Below are 21,972 nucleotides of genomic sequence, written 5' to 3' on the forward strand. Positions count from 1 at the left end.
TATGTGGTGGATGTATGGCTTTTGCCGAGTTTAAATAGTAGTTGTTGGTAAAGTGGTTTTAAAGGGTTCTAAAGTACTCTAAAAGAGCTCTAGCTTCTTCTTTTGAATTAATTTGTATCGGCATTGGCGAGCCATGGTATTCCAGTAACAATGCTTTAGCTAAAGGATCGTCTTTAACCATGTTATTTGGGTTTAGTATCATATTCATTACCCATTCTGGAGTGCGTCGTTTTAAAATGTCTTTGGGTGTCGGGCCAATAAACTTTTTGTCTGGTCTATGGCAGGCCGAACAAGTGCTTTTAAATAGAGCCTTACCTTGTTTTGCTAGGTTAGTATCGATTTTATCATCTAAAGTCACACTAGATATAGGGCCAATTCCTTTATTCGTTAAATCTATAATTTTTGAGGGTGGAACAGTTTCCGTTTCAGTAGAAGTATTAGATTGTGGTGGTGTTTTGGTTTCGTAGGTAAAACCCGGTTTCTTTTTCTCCGAATGATCCCCACAACTTATTAGGACGGTAAGTAGTATAGGAAATACAATTTTTAAAGTTGTTTTCATAGTTGGAATTAACTTTACAAAGCTAATGGTGTTACGTAATATAAATCATGATAATTGTCATAATTACTGCTTCCTTTTAAGAGCTTTTTCTAGTCATGGCCGTGTATTTTTGGTGCTATCGTATTAGAAATACACCCTGAAAAATGGTGACCAAGGGCTGTAATAAATGCTTTTATTGTCATCATACAAAACATCATAACGCACCCCAAAAGCAAAATTCCCTGTACGATAACCAGCACCCAGGTATAGTGCTGAAATCCAGTAATTTTCATCTCTGTAAATCGTTCTAGAATCGTAATTACGATCAACATGAAGCTGTTCGAATTCAGCCGAAAGCTGTATGGCAGGAATCACATTGTATAAACCAATAAGGCTACCTCCTAAAATAGTAGACTTATAGAAATCTTTCTGACTGTTAAATGTGGCGTTAAGCCCCAGCCCCAAAGCAAAGCGCTCATCAAATTGGTAAATGGCACTGGGTGCGATGGTTCCACTAAAAAATTCATTTCCAAAACTTAAAGCAAGGTTGCCACCAAAGCGAACTTGATTCCAGAAATCGCCCTTAGTTTGTTGTGCTTGGATATGGATAAAGCAGAAAGAAAAAACAACGCATAATAAGCTTGCTTTTTTAGTAATATGAAATAAAGTCTTTGTCAAAATAATAATATATTAAAAATTTAACAATATTTTGATCATATTCGTTAAATGGAGATCAACTGCTATAAATATAGGCAAAGAATCATCTAATTTTACTAAAAGTTGTATTTTTGATAAATATTTTTTGAAAAAAACTACAGGAGACTTTAACTAACAATGGATAAATATTCTTTTTTAAACGCCGCACACACGGCGTATTTTTCTGACCTATATAATCAATATTTAGAAAACCCAGATAGTGTGGAACCTAGTTGGAGAGCCTTTTTTCAAGGTTATGACTTTGGTACCGAAAACTATGGGTTGGATGGTGAGATTATTGAGGGTGTTTCAACACAAATACCTGAACATGTTCAGAAAGAATTTAATGTATTAAGACTAATCGATGGGTACAGAATGCGTGGGCATCTATTTACTAGAACCAATCCCGTTCGAGACAGAAGAACCTATAGCCCCACTTTAGATTTAAGTAATTTCGATCTTTCCGAAAACGATTTAGATACCCTATTTAATGCCGGTGAAGTTCTAGGTGTTGGACCTAAAACCTTAAGAGAAATTGTAAAACACCTTGATCGTATTTATTGTAGCTCTATAGGTGTAGAGTATATGTATCTTAGAAATCCGGAGGTTATCAAGTGGTGGCAAGATCAATTAAATAAAAATGACAACCATCCAACCTTTTCGGCAGACACTAAAAAGTATATTCTTTCTAAATTAAATCAAGCCGTAACTTTTGAAAACTTTTTACAAACCAAATATGTTGGTCAAAAACGTTTTTCACTAGAAGGTGGCGAATCTTTAATCCCGGCTATTAGTAATGTGCTTTTTTACGCGTCTAAAAAATACGATGTAAAAGAATGTGTTTTAGGAATGGCACACCGTGGTCGCCTTAGTACACTAGTTAATATTTTTAGAAAACCAATGAACGAACTTTTTAGTGAGTTTGATGGTAAAGATTTCGAAGATGAATATATCGATGGGGATGTTAAATATCACTTAGGCTTAACTCTGGATAAAACATACCAAAACGGTAAGACTATCAAAATGAATTTAGTTCCTAATCCATCACATCTAGAAACCGTTGCCCCAGTTGCCGAAGGTATTACTAGAGCGAAAATCGATAATGATTATGATGGCGACGATTCTAAAATCATCCCAATTATTGTTCATGGTGATGCTGCAGTAGCAGGTCAAGGTGTCGTGTATGAAGTTGCCCAAATGAGTCAGCTAAACGGCTATAAAACTGGAGGAACGATACATATTGTTGTAAATAACCAAATTGGATTTACAACCAATTATTTGGATGCTCGTTCAAGTACTTATTGTACAGATGTAGCTAAAGTTACCTTATCGCCAGTGCTGCACGTTAATGCCGATGATGCCGAAGCTGTAGTACATGCCGTTGAGTTAGCATTGGAGTATAGAATGCGCTACAAAAAAGATGTCTATATCGATTTATTAGGGTATAGAAAATATGGGCATAATGAAGGGGATGAACCAAGGTTTACGCAACCTAAATTGTATAAAAATATTGCTAAGCATGCTAACCCTTTCAAAATTTATTCTGATAAGTTAGTTGCTGAACAAACAATCGATAAAGATTATTCTGCACAAATTGTAGCCGAGTTTAAAGAAACACTTGAAACAGCTTATGCAGAATCTAAAGAAGACGATTCATCTAAAGTTCGCGAGTTCATGATGGAACGTTGGAAAGGATTTGTGCGTCGAGGTGTTGATGCGATGTTAGAGCCTATCGATACATCTTATGCTAAAGATAGCTTAGAAAGTATTTCAAAAGTAGTGTCTACAGTTCCCGAAGGTGTGAAGTTTTTGCGTAAAGCAGAACGTATACTTGACGGAAGAGCAAAAATGGTTTTTGAAACCGATACTTTAGATTGGGGTATGGCCGAAACACTAGCTTACGGAAGTTTGTTAGAAGAAGGTTTCAATGTGCGTATCTCTGGTCAGGATGTAGAACGTGGAACATTTAGTCATAGACACGCGATTTTACGTGATGAAATTTCTGAAGAGCGTATCAATTTATTAAACACAAACCCAGCTAATAAAGGGGAAATGTATATTTACAATTCCTTCTTGTCAGAATACGGTGTATTAGGTTTCGATTATGGTTACGCCATGGCAAACCCCAATACATTAACCATTTGGGAAGCGCAGTTTGGAGATTTTAGTAACGGTGCTCAAATTATTTTCGATCAGTACTTATCGGCTGCAGAAGATAAATGGAAATCACAAAATGGTATTGTGGTATTATTACCTCATGGCTACGAAGGACAAGGGTCTGAGCATTCATCTGCAAGAATGGAGCGTTACCTCCAGTTATGTGGAAATGATAATATGATTGTTGCCGATTGTACAACGCCAGCTAACTTTTTCCACTTGTTGCGTCGTCAAATGAAACGCGATTTCAGAAAACCGCTAATTGTATTCACACCTAAGAGTTTATTGCGTCACCCAAAAGCAGTATCTTCTATTAGTGAATTGGCATCGGGAGCATTCCAAGAAGTTATTGATGATACAATCAACCCAGAGCAGGTTAAAAAATTAGTGTTCTGTACAGGGAAATTTTACTACGATTTATTAGCGCAGCGCGAAGCATTAGGTACCGAAGATGTGGCTTTAGTTAGAATAGAACAATTATTCCCATTACATACCGATAAAATAGATGCGGTTATAAAACGTTACCCTCATGTTGAGAAATATATTTGGGCACAAGAAGAACCTAAAAACATGGGTGCTTGGATGCATATCGCACAACGTATGGAACTCGTGAAACTTGAAGTTTGTTCGCGACCATATAACTCTGTGCCTGCACCAGGCTCTAGTACAAGAGATAAAAGAAGGCAGCAACAAGTTATTAATGCTGTATTTGATATAAAAAATTAGATTAAAGAAATTAAGATACCATTAAAATTATAAAAAATGATTTTAGAAATGAAAGTCCCTTCACCAGGGGAATCTATTACAGAAGTTGAAATAGCAACATGGCTTGTTGAAGATGGCGATTACGTAGAAAAAGATCAAGCTATTGCTGAAGTGGATAGTGATAAAGCAACCCTTGAATTACCTGCTGAAGTAAGCGGAATAATTACGCTTAAAGCGGAAGAAGGTGATGCTGTAGAAGTAGGCGCCGTGGTTTGTTTAATCGATACTAGTGCTGAAAAACCTGAAGGTGACGCTCCTGCAAAGGAAGAAAAGAAAGAAGAAGCACCTGCTGCCGAAGCTTCAAAAGCCACTCCTGAAGCTAAAACTTATGCCACAGGAAGCGCAAGCCCTGCGGCTAAGAAAATATTAGCTGAAAAAGGTATTGAAGCATCTGCTGTTTCTGGATCAGGTAAAGATGGTCGTGTTACTAAAGACGATGCTATTAATGCCGTACCTTCTATGGGAACACCAACTGGAGGATCAAGAACAAGCACGACGAGTAAAATGTCGATGCTAAGACGAAAAGTAGCAGAGCGTTTAGTGGAAGCAAAAAATACAACGGCTATGTTAACAACTTTCAATGAAGTTGATATGTCGCCAATTTTTGCCTTACGTTCAGAGTATAAAGAAAGCTTTAAATCAAAGCATGGTGTTGGTTTGGGCTTTATGAGTTTCTTTACATTGGCTGTTGTGAGAGCTTTAAAAATGTACCCTGCAGTAAACTCTATGATTAGTGGTAAAGAAATGCTTTCTTTCGATTTTTGTGACATTAGTATTGCCGTATCGGGACCTAAAGGTTTAATGGTTCCTGTTATTAGAAATGCTGAAAACTTAAGTTTTAGAGGTGTTGAAGCCGAAGTAAAACGTTTAGCGTTACGCGCAAGAGACGGACAAATTACTGTTGATGAAATGACAGGTGGTACTTTTACCATTACCAATGGAGGTGTGTTTGGAAGTATGTTATCGACACCTATTATCAATCCGCCTCAATCAGGGATTTTAGGAATGCACAATATTGTTGAGCGTCCAGTGGCTATTGATGGTAAAGTTGAAATTAGACCAATCATGTACGTAGCTTTATCTTACGATCATAGAATTATTGATGGAAAAGAAAGTGTTGGTTTCCTTGTTGCCGTAAAAGAAGCATTAGAAAATCCTACTGAAATCCTTATGGATAACGATATTAAAAAAGCTTTAGAGTTATAAAATAAATATCATTTAAGATAAAAAGGGCGCTGAATTTACTTCAGCGCCCTTTTTATATGGTTTAGTTGATAATAGCATTAAATAAAAAACACGTAAATGTTGATACTGAGTATAAAAACAACAAGGAGTACTAGACCTATCGTACAGTACCTGTTGAAGGTGTTATTTTCCATGAGAGTATTGTTTTAAGTTTTAAGAGGATGTCCTTTTTATTACCCTGCACTGTTGCCAGTGCAGAGTGTTAAAAAAAATTCTCTCTCAAAAGAATTAATAGCAATACGAAGATAGTTTCTTCTATCGTTTTAAAAAATACGCAGTGCTACGTAATTTTAAGTTGTTTATTATATTTTTTTAAGAAAAAACCGACAGAAATGATAGTTTGCAAGGTTTTTGTTTAAAGATTCCATATGTTTTCATGGAGGAAGCCTAATGGCCTTAAATTGTTTTATTTGTGAAATTGAGGGCATCCCATGCCGATTAGAAGTAGTACCTTATAAAACGCAGTCTGCTCCATACTAAATGAAGGAAAAAAGTTTATAAACTGAAATATTAAAATTTAAAGAGTAGCCTTTTATTTATTAAAGCCCAAATAGCCAGAGATGTTGGTTTGTTATTAATATCTAATTTTTTTACAATATTGCTTCTGTGTTTTTCAACCGTTCTAACAGAAATAGATAGGTGTTCGGCGATTTCCTGACTTGATTTATGCTTGGAAATGAGTTTTACTATTTTTAATTCCGATTTGGTTAACTGTTTCATGGCTTCAGTAGGCTGGTTGTCTATATGATCGGGATCTAAATAAGCATCAATTTCTTTGCTAAAGTAAGTTTTACCTGCTGTAATCAGTTTAATGCATTCTTCAATTTGGTCTAAAGCCAATTCTTTTAGAATATAACCCTGTACCTTAAATTCAAGGGCTTGATTAAAGTATTTTTCATTAATATGCAAAGTAAGCAGAACCACTTTTGTAGGTAAGGCGTTTTTAAGACAGAGTTCGGCAACTTCTAGCCCCGACATAATGGGCATATTAATATCTAATATGGCAACATCAGGCTTGTATTTTAAAATTTGGTTGTATGCCGTTTGTCCATCACTAGAACTTCCTAAAATTGGATAACCCTCAGTGGTTAAAAAATCTAGTAAGCCCCGTAATATAAGTGGATGGTCGTCCGCAATTACAATAGAACTTTTCATTATTTGGCTATTAACTCAGTTTTAAATATAAGTATTTCTTTTCGTAGTCTATAACTGCTTTCCCTTTTTTTAATATATCTGCCCCAATGATGCCATCTACAGGTTTAGAATTGTGGTTAATTAAAGCAGCATTAACATGATTGAGGTTGAATAAAACTAAAACAATTTTATTGCTCGTCCATTTTCCTATTTTTATTTTATTCTTTTTTGAGAGTTTGGTTTCCATATCGGTGGCACCTGCACCAGCTGCTTTTATTAAGGAATCTTCAGCGTTTAATTTAAAGGGTTTAATGGCTTCAAAACCAACACAAGAATTCGAGGCCCCCGTGTCTAAAATAAAAAGCCCCTTTTTTCCATTTATGGCTGCCTTAATTTCAAAATGATTTGTTTTGGTAAGGTGTAGTTTTATCTTCGAATAACCTTTATCAGTAAGAAATTGTTGTAGCGTTTCCATAACATCATGTTTTATACAAATATAATCATGTAAAAACGATTATTTTTGCCTCCAAGACCTTATCGTTTAATTTAAAATTTTGCATTTGATTATTACAGACACACACACCCATTTATATAGTGAAGCTTTTGATGAAGATCGTGATGAGATGATTACCCGAGCCATAGATCAAGGGGTTTCTAGGTTTTTCATTCCAGCCATAGATTCCACATATACTCAAGGGATGTTGGATTTAGAAACCCGTTTTCCTGAACATATCTTTTTAATGATGGGTTTGCATCCTACACATGTTAAGGAAGATTACATGACCGAACTTCAACATGTAGAGGAAATGCTTGAAAAACGCTCCTTTTATGCTATTGGTGAAATAGGTATCGACTTGTATTGGGATAAATCAACATTAGACATACAGAAAGAAGCTTTTATTTATCAAATCCGCTTAGCGAAAAAATATAAATTACCCATAGTAATTCATTGCCGTGAAGCCTTTGATGAGATTTTTGAAGTTCTTGAAAGCGAGAAGTCCGATGATTTATTTGGCATATTTCATTGCTTTACTGGAAATTTAAAGCAAGCCTATCAAGCCATTTCTTATAATATGAAACTTGGCATAGGGGGCGTGGTTACCTTTAAAAATGGTAAAATTGATCAGTTTCTCCATGAAATTGATCTTCAGCATATTGTTTTAGAAACCGATGCGCCATATTTAGCTCCTGTGCCTTATCGCGGAAAACGTAACGAAAGTTTATATATATTAAAGGTGTTAGAGAAGTTGTCTGTGATTTATAATAAATCCATAACTGAAATTGCAGAAATAACCACAAAGAATTCAATAGACATCTTTAATATATAAGTTATGAAAAGTTCGAAAGCCAACATATTACTCATTTATACAGGAGGAACCATTGGGATGGTTAAAGATTTTAAGACCGGGGCATTGAAGGCATTCGATTTTAAAACCTTACTCGATCATATTCCAGAATTACAACTTTTGGATTGTGATATCGATACGGTTTCTTTTGATGAGCCTATTGATTCTAGTAATATGGATATCGATTCTTGGATTCAAATAGCAGATCTTATAGAAGATCAATATGTCGATTTTGATGGTTTCGTGGTGCTTCATGGTAGTGATACCATGAGTTATTCGGCTTCGGCATTAAGTTTTATGTTAGAAAATTTGGATAAACCAGTCATCTTTACAGGTTCTCAATTGCCTATAGGGGATTTAAGAACCGACGCTAAAGAAAATTTGATCACCTCCATACAAGTGGCCTCATTGCAAACTAATGGCAAACCTACTATTCAGGAAGTTTGTTTGTATTTTGAATACAAATTATATCGAGCTAACAGAACAACGAAATTAAATGCCGAAGATTTTCAAGCCTTCTCATCTTTTAATTACCACGATTTGGCAGAATCTGGGGTGCATCTTAAAGTAAACCACAAATACTTGTTTAAACCTCATGCGGATAAAAAGCTGAAGGTTCATAAAAAATTAGACAATAATATAGCTTTAATAAAGGTATATCCTGGTATTACCAAAGCCGTTTTACAGAGCATATTTAATACACCAAATTTGAAGGCTGTAATTATTGAATCTTATGGTGCAGGAAATTGTTCCACCGAAACTTGGTTTTTGAATCTTTTAAAAGAAAATATTTCCAGAGGTATTTATATCATTAATATTACACAATGTGTAGGAGGAAGCGTCATGATGGGGCATTACGAAACGAGTAGTGCTTTAAAAAACATAGGCGTTATCTCAGGAAAAGACATCACGACCGAGGCTGCTCTTGGAAAATTAATGTTTTTACTAGGGCAGAGCATTTCACCTAATCGCTTCAAAACCATGTACGAAACCTCTTTGCGTGGAGAATTGTCTTAAAATTAACTTTCAAAATTTTAGGGTTCAAAGAATTTTTTGTTATTTCATCCCCTGAAAAATTAAGCACATAAATAGAGAGGTGGCCGAGTGGTCGAAGGCGCACGCCTGGAAAGTGTGTATACCCCAAAAGGGTATCGAGGGTTCGAATCCCTTTCTCTCTGCTGTTATTTTTTGCAGTTTAATTGCTTTTTTTTTTTATCTTTAACCCTTTAACTAATAAAATTAAGATCTAGAACATGAAAAGATTATTTTCTATCCTTGCCATAACAGGAATGATGGTATTTGGAACTGCTAATGCAACGACTATTGCAAGTACGACTACTGCGACAGCAGTAGCAACAACGATTACTCAAGATGACGCTGCACCGGCTGAAACTTTAGGGTTTCACCAAGAATTAAAAAAGAGATTTATTGAAGGAGGTCCTGGATTTATGGGGATCGTTTTATTATGTTTAATTCTAGGTTTAGCAATTGCTATTGAGAGAATTATCTTTTTAAACCTTTCTACTACCAATACTAAAAAATTAACTCAAGATGTTGAAGACGCCTTAGCATCAGGTGGTGTTGAAGCTGCTAAAGAGGTTTGTAGAAACACAAAAGGACCTGTGGCATCAATCTATTACCAAGGTTTAGATAGAACTGATGAAGGTCTTGATGCTGTTGAAAAAGCTGTTGTAGCTTACGGTGGTGTACAAATGGGACAATTAGAAAAGAACGTATCATGGATATCTTTATTTATCGCACTTGCACCAATGCTTGGTTTCATGGGTACGGTAATTGGTATGATTCAAGCCTTTGATAAAATTGAAGCTGCTGGTGACATGCAACCTTCTCTTGTAGCTGGTGGTATTAAAGTAGCACTTTTAACAACAGTATTTGGTCTTGTAGTAGCGATTATACTTCAAATTTTTTACAATTACATTATTGCTAAGATTGATAGTATCGTTAACAACATGGAAGATGCTTCTATTACGTTAATGGATCTATTAATCAGACACAAAAAGTAAGAGTAACAAATTTAAAAGACTAAAATTATGGGTTTACATAAAGTATTAAAAATAGTGGCTTTCGCTCTTGCTATTATTGGTGCCATTTTCGCACTAATGATTATGGCAGGTGATGATGAGACTGCTTTAAGTATGAGTGGAAACATGCTGTATATTGCCTACATCGTATTAGGTATCGTATTGTTACTTGTATTATTGTTTGTAATTAAAGGTCTGTTTGCTGGAAATATTAAAAAGACAATCATGACTGTTGGTGTTTTTGCACTAATTATTGCGATTTCTTACGGAATATCTTCTGGAACAGATTTAAACTTAAAACCTTTTACAGATAAAGGTTTAGATATCACTGAAGCAACATCTAAAAATGTTGGAGCTGGATTGTATGCATTTTACATCCTTGCAGCTTTAGCTATTGGATCAATGCTTTACGGTGGAGCGAAAAAATTATTTAATAAATAAAATTATGGCGAAAAGAGCATCACCAGAAGTAAATGCAGGCTCTATGGCCGATATCGCGTTCTTACTATTAATATTTTTCTTAGTAACAACAACTATTGAAACAGATTCAGGTATTAACCGTAAACTTCCTCCAATGGAAGAATCTGATGTCGATGTTGTTATCAAGCAAAAAAATATCTTCACTGTTTTATTAAATGGTAAAGACCAATTGCTTGTTGAAGATGAACTTATGGAGCTTAAAGATTTAAGACAAGCTGCTAAGGAGTTTTTAGATAATGGCGGGGATAGAACATGTGATTATTGTTCAGGAAAAAAGGATCTAGCCTCATCGGATAATCCCGATAAAGCTATTATTTCGCTTAAGAATGAACGTGAGACCTCTTATAAAACTTATATTGCTGTACAAAATGAATTGGTAGCGGCATATAACGAATTAAGAGATGCAAGGGCGCAATCATTATACGGGAAATCATTTAAAGAAATGGAAGCCAACTATAATGATGTTAACTGGCCTGGGAATAAAGAAAAGTTAAAGGAACAAATTGACCAAATTAAGCTTGATTATCCTCAAAAACTTTCAGAAGTTCAATAGATTAAAATAACGTTTAAACTATATGTCTAAATTTAAAAAGAAAAAAGACGGAGGCGTACCTGCAGTAAACACGGCAGCTTTACCTGATATTGTATTTATGTTATTATTCTTCTTTATGGTGGCCACTGTAATGAGGCAAAACACTTTAATGATTGAGAATAATTTACCTTTTGCAGATCAAGTAGAAAAGCTAGATAAAAAAGACTTGGTAATGTATATCTATGCAGGAAAACCAAGTACAAATTATAAGCAATACGGTACAGAAGCTAAAATTCAGTTGAATGATAAGTTTGCCGATGTTAAAGAAATTGCAGCTTTTATCGCTGCAGAGCGAGCTTCTAAAAGAGAAGAATTAATTCCTTTTTTAACCACTGCTTTAAAAGTAGATAAAGGTGCCAATATGGGATTAATTAGTGATATTAAACAAGAACTACGTAAGGTTAATGCCCTTAAAATAAACTACACAACCAAAAAAGGTAGTGTGTTTGGAAGAGATTAATTTACATTCTTAATTTTATAATAAAAGGCGTTTTGAAAAAATCAAAACGCCTTTTATTTTTTAATACCTTTAATGTTTTAATTTTAAACCTATTCTGATTTAATGAAGTACTTGTTCTTTACATTATGTCTTCTTTACAGTTTATGCCCTTGTATGGCGCAAGAAATCACTTCAGTAAAAGTGGATTCGCTTTATAAAGAGGACCATTTTTATGTTGGAATAACCTATAATCTTATTGGTAAGCGACCAGAAGCATTATCTCAAAATGGTTTTTCATGGAGTTTGAGTTTGGGGTTTATTAAAGATATGCCCATTAATAAAGCAAGAAATAAAGCTTTTGGAGTTGGACTAGGCTATGCAACCGATTCCTATAACCACAATTTATTAGTGAGCGAGGATAATAGCGGGGGTTTTATATATGAGGTTATCAATGATGGTAGTTCCTTTACTATAAATAAATTCACCTTTCACCTCATCGAATTGCCTATAGAATATCGTTGGCGGACCTCGACATCTACCGAATCTGCCTTTTGGAGGATTTATACAGGTGTAAAATTTGGCTATGCTATTAGTAATATTTCCAATTATCAAGGAGATTTAGGAAGTTTTCGGTATACAAATAATTCCCAATTTAATAATTTTCAATATGGCTTAACCTTAAGTGTGGGCTATAACACATGGAATTTACATGTAAATTATCTGCTTAATCCCTTATTTAGTGATTCAGCAAAACTAGATGGAAATGCCATAGATATGAGTATCATTAAAATGGGGCTTATATTTTATATTCTGTAATATAGCATATTTTGAGAATCAAGAACACCTTAACAATTTTCCTGTTTTCGATTTTAGCGTTTAGTTGCTCAAGAAATGCTTTTGAAAACACAATGCTATACTTGGAGTTTGATAAGGAAACGTATCAGTCTACTGACAATTTTGAATTGATCATTAAAGTTTACCCAATCGAGGTAGAAAAAACTATTCGATTTTATAAAGACTTAAATAATATTGAGATTTCATTTGAACGAAATGTAGAAGAATTTAAATCCCGAGAGGAATTAAATACACGATTCATTGAAGGTCCACCTACATTCGGAGAAGACAGCGAATATATTGACGAATTTACCATTTCAAAGGAAAAACCATTTGGAAAAATATTTTTGGGAACTATATCTGAATCGATAAACGAAATTGTATTTGAAATTCCTGAGTTGAACATAAAGAACAAAATAGAAAAATTCTTTATATAGAAAAATCCAAATATTTTAATAAAAGGAAAATGTAGAACAGTTTATGGAGGAAAGTACAAACCTTTTATCTCAAAGGAAATAAAAGTAATATTGGAATAAAAATATACTACAAAAGGGTATGTAATTTATGGTTTGTTTGAGCTTACTTACCGATATTCATGCGTAATTTTCTAAACAAATGTTATTTTCTAGATTGATTGCTCACACACACAACTAAACACTTGATTATTGCTCTTTAGATAAATAATATTTCAATTTTTTACAGCCAATAGGGTACAAGTATCAATTGAGGAATAAAGCCTATAAAAGCGCCTATAACGAGTTCTATAGCATTGTGGGCTTTATAGTGTAGCCTGGAAGTGGCTACAGCGCCTATTATTAGTGCCATTAAAGCTAAAGTGCCGTTTATATTAATGCTGTAATGTATACTAAGTGCTACGAAGTACATGGCCAAGCCCGTTACTCCAATCATATGAATACTAGCCTTAAAGCCAAACATGGCTAAGCACAGACAGGCCATATTTGAAATGAGAATGCCTACAAAGAAAAAGTAAATCTCAATGGATTGATTGGGGGTTGTAATTCTTTTTATCACCAAAAGTAAAATGATACAATTTAGCATTAAAGGCAACACCCTTTGCCTGGCTGTTTCTAAACGAATACTGTTGACACGCCCTGTAATCTTTAGTAATAAATACAGTAAAATAGGCAGGATAACAGTTAAAATAAATAAGGAAATTAATTTCGCTGAAATGATATCAAAAGGAATAAACCGTGGTGACTTAGCAAAATAAAACGCTACACCTGCGATGGGCATTAATAGCGGATGAAAAATATACGAAATACTCTTTATTAGTTTATCCATTATATTTTTTTACGTAAGCGCGCTACAGGAATGTCTAATTGTTCTCTGTATTTTGCCACGGTTCTTCTCGCGATTGGGTATCCTTTGTCCTTAAGGATTGACGCTAGGGTTTCGTCGGTTAATGGTTTTTTCTTGTTTTCATCTTCAATAACTGTTTCAAGAATTTTTTTGATTTCTCGCGTTGAAACATCTTCACCTTGATCATTTTTCATCGATTCCGAAAAGAATTCTTTGATGAGTTTGGTGCCATAAGGGGTATCGACATATTTACTGTTGGCAACCCGTGATACGGTCGAGACATCCATAGAAATTTCGTCAGCAATATCTTTTAGGATCATAGGTTTCAGGTTGCGTTCATCTCCTGTTAGAAAGTAATCTTTTTGATAATTCATGATGGCACTCATGGTTACAAAAAGGGTTTGTTGACGCTGTTTAATGGCTTCAATAAACCATTTTGCGGCATCTAATTTTTGCTTGATGAACATTACCGCATCTTTTTGCGATTTAGACTTCTCTTTAGAGTCTTTATAACCCTTAAGCATGTTGTTATATTCTCTAGAGACATGAAGTTCGGGAGCGTTTCTTCCGTTAAGAGACAATTCTAATTCACCATCTACAATTTTAATCGCAAAATCTGGAACGACGTGCTCTACAATTCGATTATTCCCTGCGTAAGATCCGCCGGGTTTCGGATTTAAATGCTCAATTTCAGTGATCGCACCTTTAAGTTGTTCTTCGGTAATATTAAATTTTTGAATCAATTTTTTGTAATGCTTCTTAGTAAATTGATCAAAAGCATTATCAATAATGGCAATAGCCAAATCGGTATCTTCCGTTTTATTTTTTCGGTGTAATTGTATGCTTAAACACTCTTGTAAATTGCGTGCGCCAACACCAGCAGGGTCTAATTGGTGTACAATTTTAAGCACTTTTAATATGGCTTCTTCACTGGTGTAAACATTTTGAGTGAAGGCCAAATCGTCCATAATATCACTTATTTCACGCCGGATGTATCCACTTTCATCGACACTACCCACTAAAAATTCAGCGATATCACGCTCTTCATCCGATAATCTATATGTGTTTAACTGATTAATTAAATATTGGGTAAACGATGTTCCAGCAGCATAAGGCATGGTTTTTTCTTCGTCGTCGCTGCTGTAATTGTTGGCTTGCGTTCGGTATTCTGGGATCTCGTCGTCACTTAAATATTCGTCAACATTAATATCATCGGTATTGATGGATTCGTTGTCGTTATATTCTTCAGATGAATTATCAAATTCGGAGTCTAGGTCGTTTAAGGCTTCTTCTTTACCACCCTCTAAGGCAGGGTTTTCTTCTAACTCTTGCTTTAAACGCTGTTCAAAAGCTTGCGTAGGCAGTTGTATCAATTTCATTAATTGAATTTGCTGCGGCGACAGTTTTTGAGATAATTTAAATTGTAAATGTTGTTTAAGCATGATTTGAAATTACATTAATCAAAAATAATTAAAATCGCTTAATAAGTGGAATAGATCGTATGCTTTCTTCTATTAGAATTATTGTTGTCCGATAAAAAACAGAATTAGCTAAAAAAGCTTTGGTGTTGGCCTTTTTTATTGATCGCACTCTTTATTTTGAAAACAGAACCTCCTTATGGGTCAAAAAGGCTTAATTGCCCAATGTTTTTGGTTGTAATCTCTTCCCAATTAGCTTCTGGGTTTTTCAGGAATTTGAACAAATCGATATATGTCATCAAATGGTATCGTATGACGGACATCATATTGGAATAAGCCCAGTTTCTTTGGGCTTTTCTTTGGATCACAAGCATAATGAGCTGGATTATCAAACTGACCCAGATTTGTATTTCGATGGCATTTTGATTGTCTCCCAAAAAATACTTTAGCGGAAAGTTCTGTTTAAGCCGCTTGAACATCGTCTCAATCTGCCACCTATTTTTATAGATGTCGGCTATTTTGTCTGCATCAAGATCATAATTATTAGTGATGAACTCATAAACTTTTTGGTGCTTTTCGTGCCAAAAAGCGATTCTCCTCAGGGAAAAAGCATTGCCGTTTTTGTCCGTAAGCCCTATTTTTTCGTCCTTTAAGACAGCATCGTCCACTTTATTGGAGATATCAAACTCTTCAAGGCTTGTATAGCGAGCATTGTCCTTTTGCCGAGTCACAAAGTAAACATCTTCCAGTGTCCATTTTTGGTATTGCTCATAATCCACATACCCTTTGTCAAAAACCACATAAGAGCCCTTCTTGAGTTCCAGGTCTTTTAAAAAGGTGTGGTCGTGGGTGGCCGCGCTTGAAAACTTAATCAGACAAGGAACGTCTTCCATGGCGTTTATCATAGTATGCATCTTGATACCTCCTTTCTTTTTGCCGTTGAGCGGGTTCCTTCCTACACCTTTAAGAATGTCGCTAAATAGGGGTATGGTCGAGGAATCAACGATTTTAAGGTTCTTCACTGCAGGTTCTAAGGGTCTGCTGTCCGATAAAAAGCGATGGTAACGTTTGTAGAGTAAATGATAAATATCGGCAAATACTTCAGAGCTTCTTCTCCTGTTAGCATCTGACAAGGTACTGCGTTTTGGAAAGTCCGTGAGTCCTAGATGGTTGATCTTTCCCTCGCAGGCAAGCATAATACTGGAAACCTCACGAAGTGAGCTACAGCCACTGATCACGGTAAATACCATAGTGGCCAAATGCTCATAGGTGGTAAACTTTTTGGTATAGCGATCGCTGTTGTGCTTTTTGGCTGTCCGATGAACATCTTTGGGCAAAATGAAATTTAATACCTGTTTGATTATGGGGTGTCCGCTAAAGTTTTTACTTTTATTCATATCTTGGATGTGTGATAACTTCAAGATACAAAATAAGCGGGAAATCCTATCTTGGAAATCCCGCTTTTTAAATCTTTTATCGGACACTAATGTATTAGAATTAAAGCTATTTCCAAAGAGAAGCATAAATCCCATGACTTACAGCTTTTTTGCTAGCATGGGATGTTTAGGCTACTTAGCATATTAATGCTCTAAGTTATATGATGGGTATGTTTTAATGAGATACTTCTAGTTTTTTGAACCAGAAAATTTTTAAAACTCCGCGTTTTGAGGCGTTCTAGGAAAAGGAATAACATCTCTAATATTACTCATACCTGTGGCAAACATAACTAAACGTTCGAAGCCCAGTCCAAAGCCTGAATGCACAGCCGTTCCAAATTTACGTAAATCCAAATACCACCACAGTTCTTCTTCCGGTATATTTATAGCCGCCATTTTTTCTTTTAAAATGTCTAAACGCTCTTCACGTTGCGCACCACCAACAATCTCGCCAATTCCAGGGAATAGAATGTCCATGGCTCTAACCGTTTTACCATCGTCGTTTAAACGCATGTAAAAAGCTTTTATGTTTGCTGGATAGTCAAATAAAATTACCGGACATTTAAAGTGTTTCTCTACAAGGTAGCGTTCGTGCTCACTTTGTAAATCGGTACCCCATTCGTTAATAAGGTATTTAAATTTCTTTTTCTTATTGGGTTTACAATTGCGAAGAATATCAATAGCTTCGGTATAACTTACGCGTTTAAAATGGTTGTCGGTTACAAAGTTTAATTTTTCAATTAAAGTCATGTCGCTACGCTCAGCCTGGGGTTTCTTTTTGTCCTCATCTTGTAAGCGTTTATCCAAAAACTCCAAATCTTCACGATTGTGTTCTAAGATGTATTTGATAACCGATTTCATAAATTCTTCGGCCAAATCCATATTACCAGCTAAATCCATAAAGGCAACTTCAGGTTCAATCATCCAAAACTCAGCCAAATGGCGTGATGTATTTGAATTTTCAGCTCTAAACGTAGGGCCAAAGGTGTAAACTTTACCTAAAGACATCGCATAGGTTTCAGCTTCTAATTGCCCTGAAACCGTTAAATTGGTTTCCTTTCCGAAGAAATCTTTAGTGTAATCTACTTTACCCTCTTCGGTTAGCGGCGGATTTTTAGGGTCTAAACTTGATACTTTAAACATTTCACCAGCGCCTTCAGCATCACTTCCAGTAATAATAGGTGAATGCATATAGTAAAACCCATTTTCATTAAAATATTTATGAATGGCAAATGAAAGCGACGATCTTAAACGCATTACGGCACTAAAAGTATTGGTTCTGGTTCGTAAATGGGCATTTTCTCTTAAAAATTCGAAAGAGTGTTTTTTAGGTTGAATAGGGTAAGTTTCAGGATCAGAATCACCTAGAATTTCAAGGTTTGCCACCTGAATTTCTACACTTTGCCCTTTTCCCTGACTTTCTACTAGTTCACCCTTTATATGCACGGCAGCACCTGTAGTGACACGTTTTAGAGTAGCTTCATCAAACTTTTCGAAATCTACTACACATTGTATATTATTTATGGTAGAACCATCATTTAAAGCAATAAAACGGTTTGCTCTAAAAGTCCTTACCCATCCTTTAATTTCCACTTCTGGGATTACTGTATTCTGTGATAATAATTCTGAAATGGTTTTCGGTTGCATAGGTTTAAGTTTTGAACTGTAAATATAAAGCATTATATCATTAAAATTGAAATAATAAATCTAAAAATAGATACTGAATTTTTAATTATATGCTCTAAAAGGTGTTAAATTGTAATCGGTGAGTATTATTAATTCGTTGTGTTTTTATCGTTATCCTCTTTTGGAATGACGTCGATAGCCGGTTTTTTAAACTCTTTTTTGTTTGCAATATTACGTTCTAAAGACAGTAATAATGACGGTAAAAGCAGTAGGTTGGCTAACATGGCAAACAGTAAAGTTGCCGAAACTAAGGCGCCTAAAGCTACGGTACCTCCAAAACTAGAAATGGTAAAGACAGAGAACCCAAAGAAAAGTACGATAGAGGTATAGAACATGCTCACGCCAGTTTCGCGTAAGGCCCCGTAAACCGATACTTTTATTTTCCATTTATTGGCTTGTAACTCTTGACGGTATTTTGCTAAAAAGTGAATGGTATCATCTACCGATATGCCGAAGGCAATACTAAACACTAAAATGGTTGATGGTTTTAACGGCACCCCCAAATAGCCCATTAATCCAGCGGTAATAACCAGGGGAAGTAGGTTGGGAATTAAAGAGATAATAATCATCTTTCCTGAGCGGAACATAAAAGCCATAAATAAGGCGATTAAAACAATGGCGAGTGATAGAGAAATGACTAAGTTTTTAACCAAATATTTGGTCCCTTTCTGGAAAACCAGTGCTTTTCCGGTCATGGTCACATCGTAACGCTCCTTAGGAAAGGTTTTATCAATTTTAGTTTGTAGGTTTTCCTCGATACGTTCCATCTTATCGGTACCAATATCCTTCATGAAAGTGGTGATACGTGCATATCGACCAGTAGAATCAACGAAGTTTTTTAATAAATCGATATCCGAATTTGATGTCGAATTTTTAGCGTAAGAAAGTATGAAACTATTTTCTTGAGCTGTAGGTAATTGATAGTATTTAGGATTTCCGTTATAGTAAGCTTGTTTCGAATATTTTACTAAACCGACGACCGAAACAGGTTTCGATAATTCTGGAATGTCATTAATAAGTTCTTCTAACTCGTTAATGCGTTTTATGGTAGACCGTTTCATGACACCCTTTTTTCGTTTGGTGTCAATCATGATTTCAACAGGCATAATACCATTAAATTCTTGTTCAAAGAAACGAATGTCTTTAACAAACCCAGATTTTTGAGGCATGTCTTCAATAAGACTACCTGATATTTTAATTTGGTAAACACCAATAATACTGGCAATAAGTAAAACAAGAGAGGTGATATATATGGTAATACGGCGGTGTTTTACCATGCGTTCCATCCAATTTACAAACCCACCAATCCAGCGTCTATTAAGGTGTTCTAAATGGCGGTCTTTAGGAAATGGTAAAAACGTGTAAATAATAGGGATGATAAGTAAACATAGCATAAAAATAGCCAGAATACTTAGGGATGCTACGATACCAAATTCTTTTAAAAGCTTACTTTCGGTGAGTATAAAAGTGGCAAATCCAGAAGCGGTAGTCACATTGGTCATTAACGTCGCATTACCAACTTTTGTAATAACGCGTTGTAATGATTTTACTTTGTTACCATGCAGATTAACTTCATGCTGATATTTGTTTATTAGGAAGATACAGTTAGGTATTCCAATAACAATAATAAGCGGCGGAATTAAGGCGGTTAAAACCGTTATCTCATATTCCAGGAAACCCAAAATACCAAAGGTCCACATTACGCCAATACAAACTACAACTATAGAAATAAGCGTGGCTCTAAATGATCTAAAGAAGAAGAAAAATATAAGCGAGGTAACTAATAAGGCTGCTAAAAGAAAGAGTCCGATTTCGTCAATAATATTTTGCGCATTAAGCGTTCTAATATAGGGCATTCCTGAAGCATGAACCTTTAAATTATAAGCTTCTTCGAAAGCCTTTACCTTAGGAATAAAATCGTTGAGAATATAATTTTTACGGACAGCTGTGTTTACAATGTCCTTTCTTAAATAAATGGCCGACCTAATGGTTTTGGTTTCCTTGTTGAATAAAAAACCATCGTAAAAAGGATATTTTTCAAATAAATCGGATTGCAGCTTTTCAATTTCAGCAATAGAGCTTACCGAATCTTTAATGAAAGGCTCTAGTTTGAATTTTTCGTGTTCGCTATCTTTTACAAGTTTTTGAAGATCTTTAATAGATAGCACCGATTCAACTTCTGGCGCCGATTTAAATGAGGTGGTTAGTTTGTTCCAAGCATTTAACTTTTCAACCGTAAAGAGACTAGGATCTTTAACTCCGAGAATGATAAGGTTGCCTTCCTCACCAAAAGTTTCTAAGAATTTGTTGTATGCTAAATTTACTTCATGATCGTCTGGGAGTAAATTGGCCTCGGTATTGGTGAAGCGCATGTTTTTCCAATTCAAGCTTAAAAGGAAAGTCGCTGTGATAATACAAATGAGTATTATGATTTTATTTCGTAAAATGAGTCTAGCGACTGCGTCCCAAAAGTCTTCGGTAAATAGTTTAAGCATGCTTTATTTTAAAGAGGGCAAAGGTAGAAAAAAGGAGCATAATACCTTAAAATGAGACGTTAAATGTGAATTTAAAAGCAATGTTGTCGCTAAATGTAGGGAGGTAATAGGCGCCATAGCGGTAAGTAAAACTTAAACCAAAGCCGTAAAGTAGTTTGTTGATTTCAAAACCAGATTCGGTATAGCCGTAATTTAAAGTGTCAAAAGTAACGTTTTGATGCCGGTCAATGTTGTCCATATCGCCCAATGCATAACGGGTTATTAATACAACTTGAGGTCTATAACGTTCTGTAACCCGAAAAGGTTTGATGAAGTATTTTAATTGACATGTGAAAAATTTATCTGAAAAGAATTCATTGAAATACATGGTTTCAAAACTATTTAAACCAGCAACTGAAAAGCGTTGCAGAATCTGTTCCTTTCTAATATTGTTGGGGTAAGCGTGGTATAAATGGGTTAGGGGTGTATCGCCAATAGCCATGCCTGAAACGAGAATGACTTGTGCCATATGGCTTTTTTTATGACCCAACTCAAAAATGGTTCTAAAATCTAATTTTGTAAAATTAAAATCGCCTTTAAAAACATCATGAAAACTTTTGGTGTACTGGAATGAAAATTTTGGAAAGCCCGATTTTACTTCTTGTGTTCCTAAAGGCATTGCCTTAAATTTACTAAAGGGGCTCCACTGAAATCCAACAATGGTCGTGCTTAAATGAAAGCTGTTATAAGTTTGATTGTCTAATTCGTAAGCGTAATCGTAAGTGGGATCGATGTTACTAACTGCAAAATCCACCTTACTTAAGAGGTGATCGGATATTTGATGTTCTAAAGTTAGGGATGTCGTGATGTGTTTATGAAACAAATCGATGTTGAGTAATCGGGGTTCGAAAAACTGAAAGACACGATCGTCGGTAATGTACTTTGTACTCCCTGTTTCCTGTAGGTCGTCGGTATAGCTTAGGTTTAACCAGGTGTTTGATTCCTTAATTAAGCGCATGCCGCCGCCAAGGCTGTATTTAAAGCGGTGGTCTTTAAAACCGTAGACTACATAACTGTTTAAACGGTATTTATCGGAAAAATCCTTATTTGTAACACCTCCAACTCCTGTTCTAATCCCTTCATATTGATTAAATTTTATGAGGTATCTTAAATCAAAATTGAAATATTTGGTAGGAAAATAGCCCGTGCCAATACTTTTTAAGAGCAGATGCTTTTTTAATGTGTCTTTTGAAGTTTTTTGTGGTTGCTCGGTAAATGATTGCGCTTCCACAAAGGTAGAGCCAAATAGAAGCAACATTAAAAACGTACATTTTTTTAGCATTAGGGCCGACTGAAAATAAGGATTTAAA

The 21,972-nt window shown here is 35.2% G+C and carries 20 protein-coding genes and 1 tRNA gene; 11 read left to right on the forward strand and 10 right to left on the reverse strand.

What is annotated here, in order from left to right; translation table 11 throughout:
* Positions 1 to 58 precede the first annotated feature (58 nt).
* Positions 59 to 559, reverse strand: a complete 501-nt coding sequence (locus C1A40_RS07925) for a c-type cytochrome (protein ID WP_102995443.1) — start codon at positions 557 to 559, stop codon at positions 59 to 61.
* 123 nt (positions 560 to 682) lie between these two features.
* Complete coding sequence (locus C1A40_RS07930; protein WP_338418083.1) at positions 683 to 1,216, reverse strand: alpha-ketoglutarate decarboxylase; 534 nt, start codon at positions 1,214 to 1,216, stop codon at positions 683 to 685.
* A 156-nt stretch (positions 1,217 to 1,372) separates the two neighbouring features.
* Here C1A40_RS07930 and C1A40_RS07935 point away from each other — a divergent pair, with 156 nt between their 5' ends.
* Positions 1,373 to 4,117: a 2-oxoglutarate dehydrogenase E1 component gene (locus C1A40_RS07935; RefSeq protein WP_102995445.1), complete on the forward strand. Its 2,745-nt coding sequence runs from the start codon at positions 1,373 to 1,375 to the stop codon at positions 4,115 to 4,117.
* A gap of 36 nt (positions 4,118 to 4,153) precedes the next feature.
* Positions 4,154 to 5,362 carry a 2-oxoglutarate dehydrogenase complex dihydrolipoyllysine-residue succinyltransferase gene (gene odhB, locus C1A40_RS07940; RefSeq protein ID WP_102995446.1) on the forward strand — a complete coding sequence of 403 codons (1,209 nt, stop codon included), beginning with the start codon at positions 4,154 to 4,156 and terminating at the stop codon, positions 5,360 to 5,362.
* 549 nt (positions 5,363 to 5,911) lie between these two features.
* Here the strand turns inward: odhB and C1A40_RS07945 are convergent.
* Both C1A40_RS07945 and C1A40_RS07950 read right to left on the reverse strand, forming a co-directional pair.
* Positions 5,912 to 6,556 (reverse strand): response regulator, encoded by a 645-nt coding sequence (locus C1A40_RS07945; protein ID WP_102995447.1) that lies wholly within the window; start codon positions 6,554 to 6,556, stop codon positions 5,912 to 5,914.
* A 10-nt stretch (positions 6,557 to 6,566) separates the two neighbouring features.
* Positions 6,567 to 7,010: a retropepsin-like aspartic protease gene (locus C1A40_RS07950; protein ID WP_102995448.1), complete on the reverse strand. Its 444-nt coding sequence runs from the start codon at positions 7,008 to 7,010 to the stop codon at positions 6,567 to 6,569.
* Positions 7,011 to 7,095: 85 nt separating this feature from the next.
* Here C1A40_RS07950 and C1A40_RS07955 point away from each other — a divergent pair, with 85 nt between their 5' ends.
* The 9 genes from C1A40_RS07955 (at position 7,096) to C1A40_RS07995 (ending at position 12,705) form a co-directional block, all read left to right on the forward strand.
* Positions 7,096 to 7,863: a TatD family hydrolase gene (locus C1A40_RS07955; protein ID WP_102997166.1), complete on the forward strand. Its 768-nt coding sequence runs from the start codon at positions 7,096 to 7,098 to the stop codon at positions 7,861 to 7,863.
* Positions 7,864 to 7,866: 3 nt separating this feature from the next.
* The gene (locus tag C1A40_RS07960) at positions 7,867 to 8,898 is read left to right on the forward strand and encodes an asparaginase (RefSeq protein ID WP_102995449.1); all 1,032 of its coding nucleotides are present in this window, start codon (positions 7,867 to 7,869) and stop codon (positions 8,896 to 8,898) included.
* 73 nt (positions 8,899 to 8,971) lie between these two features.
* Positions 8,972 to 9,059 (forward strand) — tRNA-Ser (locus C1A40_RS07965).
* A gap of 75 nt (positions 9,060 to 9,134) precedes the next feature.
* Positions 9,135 to 9,905 (forward strand): MotA/TolQ/ExbB proton channel family protein, encoded by a 771-nt coding sequence (locus tag C1A40_RS07970; protein WP_102995450.1) that lies wholly within the window; start codon positions 9,135 to 9,137, stop codon positions 9,903 to 9,905.
* 27 nt (positions 9,906 to 9,932) lie between these two features.
* The gene (locus C1A40_RS07975; protein WP_102995451.1) at positions 9,933 to 10,364 is read left to right on the forward strand and encodes a hypothetical protein; all 432 of its coding nucleotides are present in this window, start codon (positions 9,933 to 9,935) and stop codon (positions 10,362 to 10,364) included.
* 4 nt (positions 10,365 to 10,368) lie between these two features.
* Positions 10,369 to 10,956: an ExbD/TolR family protein gene (locus C1A40_RS07980; RefSeq protein ID WP_102997167.1), complete on the forward strand. Its 588-nt coding sequence runs from the start codon at positions 10,369 to 10,371 to the stop codon at positions 10,954 to 10,956.
* Positions 10,957 to 10,978: 22 nt separating this feature from the next.
* Positions 10,979 to 11,455 (forward strand): ExbD/TolR family protein, encoded by a 477-nt coding sequence (locus tag C1A40_RS07985; RefSeq protein ID WP_102995452.1) that lies wholly within the window; start codon positions 10,979 to 10,981, stop codon positions 11,453 to 11,455.
* Positions 11,456 to 11,557: 102 nt separating this feature from the next.
* Positions 11,558 to 12,250 (forward strand): porin family protein, encoded by a 693-nt coding sequence (locus C1A40_RS07990; protein ID WP_102995453.1) that lies wholly within the window; start codon positions 11,558 to 11,560, stop codon positions 12,248 to 12,250.
* 11 nt (positions 12,251 to 12,261) lie between these two features.
* Positions 12,262 to 12,705: a hypothetical protein gene (locus C1A40_RS07995; protein ID WP_158651318.1), complete on the forward strand. Its 444-nt coding sequence runs from the start codon at positions 12,262 to 12,264 to the stop codon at positions 12,703 to 12,705.
* Between the two features lie 259 nt (positions 12,706 to 12,964).
* Here the strand turns inward: C1A40_RS07995 and C1A40_RS08000 are convergent, their stop codons facing one another.
* From C1A40_RS08000 to C1A40_RS08025, 6 genes are all read right to left on the reverse strand, one after another.
* Positions 12,965 to 13,570 carry a hypothetical protein gene (locus tag C1A40_RS08000; RefSeq protein ID WP_102995455.1) on the reverse strand — a complete coding sequence of 202 codons (606 nt, stop codon included), beginning with the start codon at positions 13,568 to 13,570 and terminating at the stop codon, positions 12,965 to 12,967.
* Positions 13,570 to 15,030 carry an RNA polymerase factor sigma-54 gene (rpoN, locus tag C1A40_RS08005; RefSeq protein ID WP_102995456.1) on the reverse strand — a complete coding sequence of 487 codons (1,461 nt, stop codon included), beginning with the start codon at positions 15,028 to 15,030 and terminating at the stop codon, positions 13,570 to 13,572. Before rpoN ends, C1A40_RS08000 begins: the two co-directional genes overlap by 1 nt.
* 173 nt (positions 15,031 to 15,203) lie before the next feature.
* On the reverse strand, positions 15,204 to 16,403 hold the full coding sequence (locus C1A40_RS08010) for an IS4 family transposase (protein WP_102994434.1): 1,200 nt from the start codon (positions 16,401 to 16,403) through the stop codon (positions 15,204 to 15,206).
* Positions 16,404 to 16,655: 252 nt separating this feature from the next.
* The gene (gene asnS, locus C1A40_RS08015) at positions 16,656 to 18,089 is read right to left on the reverse strand and encodes an asparagine--tRNA ligase (protein ID WP_102997168.1); all 1,434 of its coding nucleotides are present in this window, start codon (positions 18,087 to 18,089) and stop codon (positions 16,656 to 16,658) included.
* Positions 18,090 to 18,217: 128 nt separating this feature from the next.
* Entirely contained in the window at positions 18,218 to 20,623 is a 2,406-nt protein-coding gene (locus C1A40_RS08020) for an efflux RND transporter permease subunit (protein WP_102995457.1), read from the reverse strand.
* A gap of 46 nt (positions 20,624 to 20,669) precedes the next feature.
* Entirely contained in the window at positions 20,670 to 21,920 is a 1,251-nt protein-coding gene (locus C1A40_RS08025; protein WP_241910509.1) for a DUF5686 family protein, read from the reverse strand.
* Between the last annotated feature and the right edge of the window lie 52 nt (positions 21,921 to 21,972).

This window comes from Tamlana carrageenivorans (assembly GCF_002893765.1).
GTDB lineage: Bacteria > Bacteroidota > Bacteroidia > Flavobacteriales > Flavobacteriaceae > Pseudotamlana > Pseudotamlana carrageenivorans.

What these genes read in the sequence shown, in the direction of transcription:
- C1A40_RS07960 (WP_102995449.1), top strand. Translation starts at nt 7,867, where the DNA reads ATGAAAAGTTCGAAAGCCAACATATTACTCATTTATACAGGAGGAACC.
- C1A40_RS07990 (WP_102995453.1), top strand. Translation starts at nt 11,558, where the DNA reads ATGAAGTACTTGTTCTTTACATTATGTCTTCTTTACAGTTTATGCCCT.
- C1A40_RS07975 (WP_102995451.1), top strand. Translation starts at nt 9,933, where the DNA reads ATGGGTTTACATAAAGTATTAAAAATAGTGGCTTTCGCTCTTGCTATT.
- C1A40_RS07980 (WP_102997167.1), top strand. Translation starts at nt 10,369, where the DNA reads ATGGCGAAAAGAGCATCACCAGAAGTAAATGCAGGCTCTATGGCCGAT.
- C1A40_RS07970 (WP_102995450.1), top strand. Translation starts at nt 9,135, where the DNA reads ATGAAAAGATTATTTTCTATCCTTGCCATAACAGGAATGATGGTATTT.
- C1A40_RS07935 (WP_102995445.1), top strand. Translation starts at nt 1,373, where the DNA reads ATGGATAAATATTCTTTTTTAAACGCCGCACACACGGCGTATTTTTCT.
- odhB (WP_102995446.1), top strand. Translation starts at nt 4,154, where the DNA reads ATGATTTTAGAAATGAAAGTCCCTTCACCAGGGGAATCTATTACAGAA.
- C1A40_RS07945 (WP_102995447.1), bottom strand. Translation starts at nt 6,556, where the DNA reads ATGAAAAGTTCTATTGTAATTGCGGACGACCATCCACTTATATTACGG.
- rpoN (WP_102995456.1), bottom strand. Translation starts at nt 15,030, where the DNA reads ATGCTTAAACAACATTTACAATTTAAATTATCTCAAAAACTGTCGCCG.
- C1A40_RS07950 (WP_102995448.1), bottom strand. Translation starts at nt 7,010, where the DNA reads ATGGAAACGCTACAACAATTTCTTACTGATAAAGGTTATTCGAAGATA.
- C1A40_RS08010 (WP_102994434.1), bottom strand. Translation starts at nt 16,403, where the DNA reads ATGAATAAAAGTAAAAACTTTAGCGGACACCCCATAATCAAACAGGTA.
- C1A40_RS08020 (WP_102995457.1), bottom strand. Translation starts at nt 20,623, where the DNA reads ATGCTTAAACTATTTACCGAAGACTTTTGGGACGCAGTCGCTAGACTC.
- C1A40_RS08000 (WP_102995455.1), bottom strand. Translation starts at nt 13,570, where the DNA reads ATGGATAAACTAATAAAGAGTATTTCGTATATTTTTCATCCGCTATTA.
- C1A40_RS07925 (WP_102995443.1), bottom strand. Translation starts at nt 559, where the DNA reads ATGAAAACAACTTTAAAAATTGTATTTCCTATACTACTTACCGTCCTA.
- C1A40_RS07985 (WP_102995452.1), top strand. Translation starts at nt 10,979, where the DNA reads ATGTCTAAATTTAAAAAGAAAAAAGACGGAGGCGTACCTGCAGTAAAC.
- asnS (WP_102997168.1), bottom strand. Translation starts at nt 18,089, where the DNA reads ATGCAACCGAAAACCATTTCAGAATTATTATCACAGAATACAGTAATC.
- C1A40_RS08025 (WP_241910509.1), bottom strand. Translation starts at nt 21,920, where the DNA reads ATGTTGCTTCTATTTGGCTCTACCTTTGTGGAAGCGCAATCATTTACC.